Origin of the sequence: Natronorubrum thiooxidans (assembly GCF_900156475.1) — an archaeon.
GTDB classification, from domain to species: domain Archaea; phylum Halobacteriota; class Halobacteria; order Halobacteriales; family Natrialbaceae; genus Natronorubrum; species Natronorubrum thiooxidans.
Genome location: NZ_FTNR01000005.1, coordinates 16,958 through 29,308, shown reverse-complemented (window position 1 = coordinate 29,308; position 12,351 = coordinate 16,958). Strand labels below are relative to the sequence as shown.

The 12,351-nt window shown below is 64.0% G+C and carries 11 protein-coding genes; 2 read left to right on the top strand and 9 right to left on the bottom strand.

What is annotated here, in order from left to right:
* Positions 1-25: 25 nt before the first annotated feature.
* From hemL to BW940_RS08250, 7 genes are all read right to left on the bottom strand, one after another.
* Positions 26-1,372 (bottom strand): glutamate-1-semialdehyde 2,1-aminomutase, encoded by a 1,347-nt coding sequence (gene hemL / locus BW940_RS08280; protein ID WP_076608740.1) that lies wholly within the window; start codon positions 1,370-1,372, stop codon positions 26-28.
* Between the two features lie 138 nt (positions 1,373-1,510).
* A complete protein-coding gene (locus BW940_RS08275) occupies positions 1,511-3,163 on the bottom strand; it encodes an ammonium transporter (RefSeq protein ID WP_076608739.1) in 1,653 nt (550 codons plus the stop codon).
* A 464-nt stretch (positions 3,164-3,627) separates the two neighbouring features.
* Positions 3,628-4,656: a porphobilinogen synthase gene (hemB, locus tag BW940_RS08270; RefSeq protein WP_076608738.1), complete on the bottom strand. Its 1,029-nt coding sequence runs from the start codon at positions 4,654-4,656 to the stop codon at positions 3,628-3,630.
* A 58-nt stretch (positions 4,657-4,714) separates the two neighbouring features.
* Entirely contained in the window at positions 4,715-5,824 is a 1,110-nt protein-coding gene (locus BW940_RS08265; protein ID WP_076608737.1) for an SDR family oxidoreductase, read from the bottom strand.
* The gene (locus BW940_RS08260; RefSeq protein WP_076608736.1) at positions 5,821-7,431 is read right to left on the bottom strand and encodes a succinic semialdehyde dehydrogenase; all 1,611 of its coding nucleotides are present in this window, start codon (positions 7,429-7,431) and stop codon (positions 5,821-5,823) included. The genes BW940_RS08265 and BW940_RS08260 overlap by 4 nt, the downstream gene beginning before the upstream one ends.
* A gap of 80 nt (positions 7,432-7,511) precedes the next feature.
* Complete coding sequence (locus BW940_RS08255) at positions 7,512-8,528, bottom strand: asparaginase (RefSeq protein WP_076608735.1); 1,017 nt, start codon at positions 8,526-8,528, stop codon at positions 7,512-7,514.
* Positions 8,529-8,751: 223 nt separating this feature from the next.
* Complete coding sequence (locus BW940_RS08250) at positions 8,752-9,327, bottom strand: PH domain-containing protein (RefSeq protein ID WP_076608734.1); 576 nt, start codon at positions 9,325-9,327, stop codon at positions 8,752-8,754.
* Between the two features lie 201 nt (positions 9,328-9,528).
* Between BW940_RS08250 and BW940_RS08245 the strand changes: the two genes are divergently transcribed.
* Positions 9,529-10,701 (top strand): MFS transporter, encoded by a 1,173-nt coding sequence (locus tag BW940_RS08245; protein ID WP_076608733.1) that lies wholly within the window; start codon positions 9,529-9,531, stop codon positions 10,699-10,701.
* Between the two features lie 123 nt (positions 10,702-10,824).
* The gene (locus tag BW940_RS08240; RefSeq protein WP_076608732.1) at positions 10,825-11,148 is read left to right on the top strand and encodes a 4Fe-4S dicluster domain-containing protein; all 324 of its coding nucleotides are present in this window, start codon (positions 10,825-10,827) and stop codon (positions 11,146-11,148) included.
* 55 nt (positions 11,149-11,203) lie between these two features.
* Here the strand turns inward: BW940_RS08240 and BW940_RS21770 are convergent, their stop codons facing one another.
* Both BW940_RS21770 and BW940_RS08235 read right to left on the bottom strand, forming a co-directional pair.
* On the bottom strand, positions 11,204-11,368 hold the full coding sequence (locus tag BW940_RS21770) for a DUF6757 family protein (protein ID WP_173834868.1): 165 nt from the start codon (positions 11,366-11,368) through the stop codon (positions 11,204-11,206).
* Between the two features lie 56 nt (positions 11,369-11,424).
* Positions 11,425-12,222 carry a PHP domain-containing protein gene (locus BW940_RS08235; RefSeq protein ID WP_076608731.1) on the bottom strand — a complete coding sequence of 266 codons (798 nt, stop codon included), beginning with the start codon at positions 12,220-12,222 and terminating at the stop codon, positions 11,425-11,427.
* Positions 12,223-12,351: the final 129 nt, after the last annotated feature.

Here is a 12,351-nt window from a genome sequence, read left to right as displayed (position 1 = left end):
GCGTCCAGTCACAGCTCTCGACTGCTCACAGCGCGTTCTTGTACGCCTCGAGCGTTGCTTCGACGTCGGCTTCCGTGTGGCCGTAGCTGACGAACTGACACTCGAACTGGTTCTGTGAGAGGAAGACGTCCTGGGCTTTCATCTGGCCCCAGAAGACCCGCCGCCAGCGGTCAGTTTCGGCGTTTTTTACGTCGGCGGCGTTTTTCGGACAGGTGTCGTAGCGTGGACAGGTCGGGCGCTGGCGACAGCCCGCCGAACACTGCTCCTCGAGCGACTCTTTGCCCGGCCCCTCGCGAGTGAAGATCACTTTGAACATGCTCTCGGTGCCCGTAACCGTGTAGCTGGGGGCCTGGTCGGCGACGATTTCGGTGAGCCCGCTGCGAAGCTGCTCGCCGAGCCCGTTGACGTGGTTGTACACGTCGTTTTCGGCGGCGAACTGCAGGGTCTCGAGGCCGGCGGCCATCGTGACGGGATGGCCGGAGAAGGTGCCGGCCTGGAAGACGTCGCCGGCGGGGGCGAAGCCGTCGATGATCTCGGCGCGGCCGCCGATCGCGCCGACGGGGAAGCCGCCGCCGATGATCTTCCCGAACGTCGTTAGGTCAGGCGTCACGCCGAACTCGCTCTGGGCACAGCCAAGCCCGCCGACGCGGAAGCCGGTGATCACCTCGTCGAAAATCAGCAGCGAGCCGTGTTCGTTCGTAATCTCTCTCAGGAACTCGTGGTAGCCGTCTTCGGGGTAGACGATGCCGTAGTTTGCCAGAATCGGCTCGGTGAGGACCGCAGCGATGTCGTCGCCGTGTTCCTCGAAGACCTCGCGCATGGCGTCCTCGTCATTGAAGGGGACCGGAAGGGTGTGTTCGGCGAACGACTGCGGAATTCCGGCGGAGGACGGTGCAGGATTCTCGTGGGTGCCCTCGACCAGTGTCGATTCCTGTGCGCCGTGATAGCCACCCTGCATGACGACGATCTTGTTCCGGCCGGTGTACCCGCGAGCGAGTCGGACCGCCGAAACTGTCGCTTCGGTACCGGAGTTCACGAAGCGAATCTTCTCGACGCTTGGGACGTGCCGGACGACGAACTCTGCGAGGTCGACCTCGACTGCCGTCGGCGTGCCGTACATCGGCCCTTCGCTCGCCTTCTGCTGGATGGCCGCCTGAACCTGTTCCGGGAGGCTGTGGCCCAGAAGCAGCGGGCCAAGGCCCATCACCCAGTCGATATACCGGTTACCATCGGCGTCGATAACGTGGCCTGCGTCGCCTTTCTGGACGAAGAACGGATAGGGTTCGATCGCCGCCCGAACCGCCGAGTTGACGCCGCCGGGCATCACCGAGAGCGCCCGGTCGTACAGCTCGCGTGAGTTGTCGTCGTTCATACCCGGTCGATTGGCAACGGGACGGGAAAGTAGTACCGGGGTCGACTCACCGCGCCTCGAGTCAAGACGATCACAGCGATCGAACCGCGAAAAGAGGGTGAGAGACGTCAGTCGGGGAAGACGGGCGACGGCCTGATTTCAGACGGCGTCCGGTCCGGCGTTGCCGGTTCGGACCTGGTAGGCGTCCTCGACGGGGAGCACGAAGATCTTCCCATCACCCGGCTCGCCGGTGTTTGCGGCCGTTCCGATCGCTTCGACGACTTCATCAGCGGGGATATCGGCGACAACACACTCGATTTTGACCTTCTGGTGAAGGTCGACCGTGTACTCCTCGCCGCGCCACTGGCCCTTCTTTGCGGGCTGGGAGCCACGGCCGGAGACGTTGGTGACGGTCAGCGACGGCGCGCCGATCTCGGCGAGTGATTGCTTGATCGCACCGAGACGGTCGGGGCGGACGATCGCGGTGATCATTTTGATCTCACCGTCGTTCGGCTCGCCACCGTCGGCTCGGAGGACGGTGTCGTCGTCAGCGTGTCCGCCGTCGGTTGCGATGTCGGGCTGACCGAACTCGGGGTAGGTGTCGACGCCGTGTTCGGAGACGTCGAGTCCGTCGCGTTCGTGTTCGGGCGTGACTCGAGCCTGGCCGGCGGCTTTGAGCGCGTACCAGATGACGGCGGTCGCGCCGATCGTCCAGCCGGCGATAACGACGACACCGATAACCTGTGCGACGAAGGCGTTGACGACGCTATCGACGACGCCCGGTGCAGCGACGAACGGGAACAGCAACGTGCCGAGGATCCCGGCGGAGCCGTGGACGGGGAAGACCGCACAGACGTCGTCGATCTTCAGTCGCTGTTCGACGAACTCGAAGACGATCGGGAGCTGTGCACCGGCGAGGCCGCCGACGACGAAAGCGCCCCACCACGCGGTGGTGTGGGGGATCGCGGTGATACCGACGAGTCCAGCGAGCAGCCCGTTTGCGACGTACAGCGTGTCGACTTTGCCGGTCTTGAGCCAGGCGACGAGCCCGGCGGCCATCGCGCCACAGGCCATCGAGATGGTCGTGGTCGCGGCGACGCGCCCGAGTTGGTCGCCGAGGAACGCACCGTCACCGAAGATCGCTGAGGTGCCGACGTTGAAACCGTACCAGCCGAAAGCGAGGATCAGCGTCCCCAGGACCGCGAAAGTCAGCGAGTGACCGGGGATGACGTTGACGCTGCCGTCCTCGTTGTACCGATCCATGCGCGGACCGAGCACCCATGCAGCGGTGAGGCCGGCGATGCCACCCATGCCGTGAACGATCATCCCGCCCGCGAAGTCCTCGAACAGCACGCCACCGAACGAGAGGTACTCGCCGGCCCACGTGAGGCCGGTGACCACGGGGTAGATGACCGCTGCCAGCAGGAACGTGTACGTGACGTATGCGCGGAGTTTCGCACGACCAGCGACGGCGCCCGAAACGATGGTCGCCGCCGTCATGGCGAACACGGCACCGTACAGCCAGTCGATCCAGCTGGTTGCGTCTCCCGCGAACGCGGGTTCGAAGCCGGCACCGGCGACAGCGCTTTCGATGCCGACACCGATGAGGAAGAACACCGTTACGCCGACGCTCCAGGTCAGCAAGTTCTTCGTCAGCTGGTTCGCGACGTTCTTCGAGCGGACCTGCCCCGCCTCGAGCATGGCGAAGCCGGCGTGCATGAAGAAGATGAGGAACGTGACCATCAGGACCCACGTGTAGTTGATCGAGTCGATCAACATCTCCGTGTCGGCCTGCAAGAGCGTCGGATCCATTACGCGGTCACCTCTGCCGTTCGCGTTTCGGTATCGATGCGTTGTAGACGTATGTCCATGTCTGAATCGTTCGAGTTCATGGTTGTCTTCTGAATCACGTTTGATGTGGATGGAGCAGCCACATATAAGGATTAGCGTTGATAATCGTCTAATAATCCTGCCGTAATAGGAACAAGCGGACAAATCTAGAGGTGATTTAATTTGTATAAGGGTATCTGATCTTGCGCATTTTTCGATCGATGGTTATATATTTTCACTTTGTAAACCCGGTGATGCGAGAATTTTCACGGAATCGTGGTCGATAGAGACCTGTTCCGCCGCTCAGTCGCGCCTTTCACTCGCGCGCGGCAGATATTGTCACTAATTCCACGAGCGAGGTCATCGAGTGGACGTTCGTCCGAATGCTACGTTATCGACTGAGACAATCGATGGAAACGAGTCGGCCAGTTGCGTGCCCTCGCGTGCTATCGACCTGCAGCCAGGTCTTCTGCGACGGCTTCCGCGAAATACGTCAGAATCAGATCCGCACCGGCGCGTTTGATCGACAGCAGCGACTCGTGTGCGACGGCCTCGAGATCCAACCATCCCTTCTCAGCGGCGGCGTGGAGCATGGCGTACTCGCCGGAGACGTTGTAGGCGGCGATCGGGTGATCGAACTCCCGGCGCAGCTCGCTCACGATATCCAGATACGGCAGGGCGGGTTTGACCATCAGGACGTCTGCGCCCTGCTCGGCGTCGAGTCGAACCTCACGCATCGCTTCGCGTGCGTTGGCGGGATCCATCTGGTAATGTCGCCGGTCCCCGAACGATGGCGCACCGTCGGCGGCGTCCCGGAACGGCCCGTAGAAGGCGCTCTCGTACTTCGCGGCGTAGCTCATGATCGGGACGTGTTCGTACCCCTCGCGATCGAGTCCCTCGCGAATAGCCGCGACCATTCCGTCCATCATTCCACTCGGCGCGATCATGTCCGCGCCAGCCTCCGCGTGGGAGACGGCGATCCGCTCGAGGCTCTCGAGCGTCGCGTCGTTGTCGACCGTCATCGTCGGGTCGTGGACACAGCCCTCGCTGTGGTCGTGGCCCGCTTCGCCACGGAGTTCGTCCTCGAGCGTCCCACAGTGGCCGTGGTCGGTGTACTCACAGAGACAGGCGTCGGTGATGACGTACGCATCGGTTTCGGCCGTGATCCGCCGGGTTGCCTCCTGAACGACACCGTCTTCGGCCCATGCACGCGTGCCCTGTGCGTCTTTCGCGATAGGAATGCCAAACACCATCACGGCTTCGACCCCCGTCTCGAGGACCTCCTCCACGCGGGCGACGCTTTCGTCGATCGGCACCCGTTCGTGGCCGGGCATCGACGCGATCGGAATTCGCTCGTCGGTCGTCGCGTCGATAAACACCGGGGCGATGAGATCCGCGGGATCGAGGCTCGTCTCGCTGACGAGCCCGCGAACCCCGTCCTGTCGAAGCCGCCGGGGACGGTGTGTGAGGTTCATACTGGCGTTACTAACGGCGCGGGCAAAAGCGGTGCGTTCGCGCGTCGCGGCTCGGGGATCAGGCCATCGCTTCGTCGCTTCTGTCCGGGTTGTCGCGGACGAACGCGACGAGAGCGTCGACGTAGGACTCGAACGGCGGACACTCAAGTTCCGTCCCGGCGAGCGCTCGCTGGGTGTTCGGACAGGCGTACCGCGTCGGATGGTCGAGGTAGTCGAGCGTCGCCGGCTCGGCGGGCCAGCCACGCGCCTCGAGTGTGCTCAGCAGTCGTTTCGTGAGCGGTTTCGATCCGGGAATCGAGACGACGCGATGGCCCATCGCAGCGCCCATCTCCTCGATGACGTTCGGGACCGACAGCGGGGCCGGGTCACAGAGCTGATACACCTCGCCGACAGTGTCCTCGCGGCCGCTCAGATGTGCGATGGCGTCGATGACGAAGTCCTGTGGGACGACGTTGAGTTCGCTGTCGGCACCGCCGGGCAGCGTCGTTATGATCGAACAGGCCGCTGGCTGGGCGAGCAGCAGCCGGAGCAGGTAGTACGGGCCATCGTACTTGTCGGCCTCACCGGTCTCGCTGTCGCCGACGACGATCGCGGGACGGTAGATCGTCGCCGGCAGCCCATCGGCCATCCGTTCCTGGACGGCGACCTCGGCCTCGTATTTTGTCCGCTCGTAGTGGTTGTTGAACGTCTGGCCCTCCTCGAGGTGGTCCTCGGTGAAGACGCCGTCGTAGCGTCCGCTGACGTAACACGTGCTGACGTACTGGAACCGGTCGACCTCGAGGGTCTCGGCGATATCGAGGACGTGTTTGGTCCCGCGAACGTTGACCGTCTCGGCGGGTTCAGAGTCGACGGCGAGGTCGTAGATCGCTGCGAGATGATAGAGCTCCGTGACGGACTCGAGTGCTTCGAGCGCACTATCGGCGAGTCCGATTCCGGGTTCGGTAATATCCCCCTCGTAGAGCCGGAGTCGATCGCTATCGGAGCCGGCGAGTTCGCTCGCCCGCCGCTCGGCGAGCGCGCGGTATTTCGGCTGGACCAGACAGGCGATCGGGCCGTCGCCGCGCTCGAGCAAGCGCTCGACCAGCGCCGACCCCAGAAAGCCGGGAAAGCCGGTGAGCAGGACCTGCGATGGCTCCCGAGCACCGCCGCTGGCGGTGTGTTCGCTCATCGGAGCCGCCCCACGAGACTCGAGACGGACGGCAGCCGGCGCTGCAGTCGCGTCAGGCCGACCATGCCACGAGCGTACCACGATGCCGGAATACCGGGCGGTGCGTCGAGCGGTCCAATCCGGGAGGTGGCGATCGTTTTCGACTCGAGGTAGCGTTCGATCCCGGCGCGGCCGTGACGGCGACCGAGCCCGGAGTCACCGATTCCGCCCATCGGCGCGTCGACGGCTGCCCAGCCGGAGACGTAGCCGTCGTTGACACAGACGGTGCCACAGTCGATTCGGCGAGCGACGTCGACGCCGCGGTCGCGGTCGCCGGTCCAGACGCTCGCGTTGAGCCCATAGTCGGAGTCGTTGGCTCGCTCGACGGCGGTCTCGGTGTCGGGAACCGACTCGACGGAAACGACGGGACCGAACGTCTCCTCGCAGGCGACTGCGGCGCCGGACTCGACGTCTGTCAGGATCGTCGGCTCGTAACAGAACGGGCCGACGTCGGGGCGGTGTCTCCCACCCGTCAGCACCGACGCGCCCGACTCGAGGGCGTCGTCGACATGGGTCTCGACACGCTCGAGTTGGTCGCCGTCGATCAACGAGCCGACGTCGGCGTCGAAATCGAAGCCAGTGCCGAGCGTGAGCCGGCGCGTCTCGCCGACGAATGCGTCGAGAAAGGCGTCGAAAACCGACTCGTCGACGTAGAGCTGTTCGGCGGCGAGACAGAGCTGGCCGGCGTTCGTAAAGCAGGCCTGAACTGCGCCGCGGGCGGCCTGTTCGACGTCGGCATCCTCGAGGACGACGAGCGGGTTCTTCCCACCGAGTTCGAGCGAGCAGTCGATCAGGTTCCGACCGGCCTGTTCGGCGACGGTGCGGCCCGTTTCGGTGCTTCCGGTAAAGGCCACGTAGTCGACGCGATCGATTAGCGCCGGGCCGACGACTGGCCCCTGACCGGTGACGATTTCGAAGACGCCGTCGGGGAGCCCGGCACGCTCGAGCAGCTCTGCGAGCGCGAGGGCGGTAAACGGCGTCTTCTCGTCGGGTTTGAGCACGACGCTGTTGCCAGCGACGAGGGCTGGAATCGCGTCAGTCAGCGAGAGCGTCAGCGGATAGTTCCACGGCGAGACGACGCCGACGACGCCGACTGGATCGCGAGTGACACGGGCGGTCGTCGCAGGTGCCAGCGCACCTCGTCGGCGTTTCTCAGCGAGCACGCTCGGCCCCGTGTCGGCGTAGTACGAGCAGGTCAGCGGGACGTCGAGCACCTCCTCGACGGCGTCTTGGCGGGATTTGCCCGTCTCGAGTTGGAGCAGATCGAGCAGTTCGCCACGGTGCTCGAGGACGAGGTCACCGAAGCGCTCGAGGACGTCGCCGCGCTCCTCGACCGGGGTTTCGGCCCACGAAAGCTGGGCGTCGCGTGCACGCGAGACGGCACGTTCGACGTCGGTGTCGGTACAGGCCGGAATCGAGCCGATCGCCGCGTCCGTCGCCGGGGCGCGAACGGTGATCGTCCCGGTACTCTCGGCTTCGACCCGTGCCGACAGCGTCTCGAGTCTGGTCAGCGAGAGCCGTGTCTCCTCGAGCAGGGCTCGTGTCTGTATGTCTGTTTGGGGAGCCATGATGAGTGTCCTGTTGAATACATGTGTGTATTCGCTGATGTGTCTTCCCCTCGGTGAGAAATCGGCCGCCAGCGACCGCCTCAGACGACCGAATCGATCCCCGCGAACGCCGCCTGTATCCGGTCGTGGGCGTTCGCGCCATCGGTCGTCGAGAGAGCAAGCGCGGCCCGGAGCCGTGCTTTCCATGCCGGGAGGTCGCCACCCGAAATCGCCCCGGCCTCGAGTAACGTCTGCCCGCCACCGGGGCCGCCGTACAGCCCGGCCGTCGTCCCGGCGTGACAGCGCGAGGTGAGCACGACCGGCACGCCCGCGTCGATGGCGTCCTCGAGCGTTTCACCGAGCGCGCCGGTCGTGTTCCCGAGCCCCGTTCCGGCGACGACGATGGCATCGACGCCGTCCTCGAGTGCGCGGTCGATCTGCCAGCCGTCGACGCCCATCGCGTTCGTGACGAGGTCGACCCGTACCTCGGGGTCGATCCGTGCACCCGGAATCGGCCTCGAGTACCGTCCCGGCTCACGGAGCGTTCGCAGCCCGTTTGGCGTGTGTTCGGCGATCGGCCCGCTGCCGGGTGAGACGAACGTCTCGAGTTTGCTCGTGTGGGATTTGACGACCCAGCGCGCGCTGTGGACGCTGTCGTTGAACGCCAGATAGCTGCCGCCCGCTGTTCGGAATCGCTCGTCGGCTGCAGTGCGGACGGCCAGCAACAGGTTCGTCGGGCCGTCGGTTCCCAACTTGTCGAACGGCCGCTGGGCACCGGTGAAGACGACCGGAAGCTCGGTCTCGAGAGCGAGGTCGACGTAGTACGCTGACTCAGCCATGGTGTCGGTGCCGTGCGTGACGACGACGCCGGCTGCGCCCTCGCGTGCGGCGCGTTCGGCCGCATCGACGATCTGCCCGGCGGTTTCGAAATCCACCTGAAAGCCGGAGACCTGACAGACGTCGTCGACGTCGATCGAGGCGTAGTCGGTGAGCTCCGGCACCGCTTCGACGAGGTCGTCGCCGGTGACTGCGGGTGTCTTCCCCGTGTCGCCGTCGGCCTCGCTCGAGGTGCTTGCGATCGTTCCACCAGTGCTGACGATCCGGATCTCGGGCTGCATACGGTAGCCGTGAACGCGACGGGACAAGTGTCTATCCGCTCTGACAACGATGCTCGGTGAAAACGTGTTCTGGCTTTTGCGGCCGGTTGCTGGGGTATCGATGTGGGCTCGCGTCATACTGCCGGATAGAACTATTCAACGCTCGATCGCGCTGCTGGGGCCGTCCTCAAGGTGACGGCCGCGAATTCGCGACCGACGTGTCACTGACTGCTGTCCGACAGTATCAGTACCGCCCGTCCTTTCGATTGGACTGGCGCTTTCGGATCACGGCGGCGATCTCTTCGTAGTTCGGAACCCCGCCCAGTCTGAGCCCTTTGAACCGGCCAAAGCCGGTCGGAAGCACGGCGTGTGAGACCGTGATGTGGCCGTGTCCCAGCAGTCGCTCGACGGCGGAGGCACCGGTCTGCATTCCACGGACGTCTTCCATCCACGTTTCGTTCGTCGATTTCGACGAGTGGCCCGTCACGACCACGATTCTGCGATCCGTGACCACGTAGGTGACTTTGCTTCGCTGGTACCAGACGTAAGCAGCGATAAGGCCGGCCCCGATTACGCCGACGAGTAATTCTTCGAACGCGATCGATCCGAGCAAGACGAGTCCGGCAACCATCAGGTGGTAGCTCCACGCAGACCACGCCGGCCGTTCGTCGATGAGTATCTCCTCACCCTCGAGCAGCGGGATCGATGCCGTCTCCTGCGATGACGGTGGTTGGCGTCGGTCCTGCGGGTGTAACTCCGTTTCATCACTCGAACTCTCTCTATCATCCGTCGACCGATCACGTGTCGTCTGTTTGCTCATTCTATGTGACTAGCAGAAACCACGTTTATATAAGTATACTGAATAGTACAGCGATCCAACACACGTTCTCCCCAGCACGCCGTCTATACGCCCGCTCGAGCGACATCAAATCAATACGCTCATTGACGCCCAGCAACTGACGACCGAACTGGTGGCCCGAACTAACTGGCAGATGACGTCGGCGATGGTTCGACTCGAGCGATGAACTGGCGATATCGCGACACCGTTCTCGTACTGTCTACGCTTGCGTTCTTCGCGACGATGGCCGGCCGGCTGGCGATTAGCCCCGTCGTGCCGCTGATCCTCGAGGAGTTTACCGTCTCGAACTCGGTGATCGGGATCGCACTGACGGGGATGTGGATGGCCTACTTCGCCGCGCAGTTTCCGAGTGGCGTTCTGGCAGATCGGTTCGGCGAGCGGTCAGTTATTCTCATTTCCGTCGGCGGCACTGCGGTTGCGAGTGCGTTTCTCGCGCTTGCGCCACTGTTTGGGCTGTTCGTGATCGGTACGATCCTGCTCGGGGGTGTCGCTGGCCTGCACTACAGCGTCGCGACGACGCTGCTGACCCGGACCTACGACGAGATCGGGACGGCAATCGGTGTCCACAACAGCGGCGGCCCCGCTGCGGGCCTGCTCGTCCCGCCGGCCGCCGCGTGGATCGGGGTTCGGTACGGCTGGCGGCCCGCCGTCGCCCTCGGGACCGCGGTAGCGATCCCAGTGTTCGTCCTCTTTGCCTGGCGCGTCCGGCCGACAGAGCCACGCCGGCCCGAACAGCCGATGTCAGAGCGGTTCGAACGTGGGCCGCTGGTCGAACTGCTCTCGCGGCCACAGATCGCGTTCCCGATCTGTCTCGCGATCGCGGGGGCGTTCGTCTGGCAGGCGACGGCGTCGTTCCTGCCAACGTTCCTCGTCGAACACCGCGGGCAGTCGACTGAACTCGCTGGGACGGTCTTTGCGGGGTATTTCGTGATCCAGGCCACCACGCAGGTCGGCGTGGGTGCCGTCTCGGACCGGTACGGCCGTGATTTCGCGACGGCGGGCTGTATGGTCCTCGCCGCGGCCGGGTTTGTCCTCCTGATCGCCGTCCCCGGGACCCGCTCGATCCTGGCGGCGGTTGTGCTCGTTGGAACCGGTCTCGGCTGGGGGGCAGCGTTGTTGCCCCGGTTCATGGACGTCCTCTCCGAGGCCGAACGCGGGGCCGGCTTCGGCCTCATCAGGAGCGTCTACGGCTTCATCGGTGCGCTCGGCTCCGTCATCACCGGTCTGCTTGCCGATCTCTTCGGCTGGGGTGTCGCCTTCGGCGTCCTCGCCGCGTTGCTCGCGGTCGTCTTCGTTGCCCTTCTCATCAACTGGGCGCTCTCGCTTGGCTACTGATCACGGCCGGGACAGCGACGCTCGTCCCACCAGCCACGTGTTTCCCACCATTGTACGGCGATCTCTCGAGAATCGATGCGTACACACTTTTACGTGCGCGTCACCTGCGTATGACTGTTAGCAATGGCCATAGATCCACAGTTTAACGAGAACCGGGAGAAAGTAGGCGAAGAAAACGGCCTTTCCGTCTGGGGGCCGGTCGACGAACCCGAGCAACTCGGGATTCGTGGCACACACGTCGCGGTCGATTACGACCTCTGTATCGCCGACGGTGCCTGTCTCGAGGACTGCCCCGTCGACGTCTTCGAATGGGTCGACACGCCGGACCATCCCGAAAGCGAAAAGAAAGCCGAGCCGACCCACGAAGCCCAGTGTATCGATTGTATGCTCTGTGTCGACGTCTGTCCGGTCGATGCGATCGACGTCGACGCCAGCCGCACGGATTGAGACGCTCAGGTGGATATCGGAGCCGGCATGACACGCACGGACGCCGCGTGCCGGGTTATTCTGCGCGATCGACGTCGACTTGCTCTTTCAACGTCTCGAGCCCGTCGGCTTCGGCGAGTTCCTGTAACCGCTCGCGGAAGTGTTCCTCACAGAGACCGACTTTGAGACCTTCCGATTCCGCGGCGAAGGCGGCCTCCCGGTCACAGTAGTGGCAATTCATAAACGGTCGTTGGGACCACGTTGCATTGAACCCTCCGCTATCGGCCAAGATTCACATTATCGTTCCGATCGTTCTTCGATTCGTAACTGTTCGTACTCGTCCCGTGACAGCCCAGTGATTCCGAGTTCGTCGTCGTGGGCGTCGGACCCACCAGTCACGAGCAGGTCGTAGCGGTCGATCGCTCGGTCGACGACGCTGTGATCGCCCCCGTCTCGACCGTAGGCGTAGTGACGTTCGACGGCTGCGAGGGACGGCTCGGCCGTCAGTGCAAGCGCCTCGTTTGGGTCTGGATATCGCAGTGGATGGGCAAGCGAGACGAGCCGACAGGACGCAGTGAGCGCTCCCAGCCCGTACTCGAACGACGGCACCTCCCGTGGCACGTAACAGGGGTCGCCGTTGCCGATGAGCTGGTCGAACGCATCCCCGTAGTCGTATGCCGTCTCGGGATGGGCGTCGATCGCTCTGGCGACGTGTGGCCGACCGAATCCGTCCTCGACGGTGACACCGAGGTCGATTCCGAGCTGACCTTCGACGCAGTCGACGATCGCCTGCCCCCGTTCGACCCGATTGAGCTGAATCTCCTCGACAATTCCCTCGAGTGCCGGCGTCGCGTTGACGCCGTAACCCAGCAGGTCGACCCGCTGTCCGGCCGGCGTCGATACCCGGAGTTCGATCCCATTGATAAGCGTCACGCCGTCGCGTTCGATCACCGGCGCGTCGAACGGCTGTATCCGGTCGTGGTCCGTCACTGCGACGACGTCCACGCCAGCACGGCGAGCAGCGTCCGGGACGGCCTCGAGTTCGAGGCTCCCGTCCGACCGCGTCGTGTGGACGTGTAAGTCGGCATAGGGCATCTCACTCGAGTCGATGGGTGGCGCCTGTAAAGTCGTTTCTCCGCGCAGTCCTCTCCGTTCCGGAGTCTCTAGGGTAATTCTAGGAATATTAGGTATAGAGCACTCATAGAGGTTCTATATGGACAATGT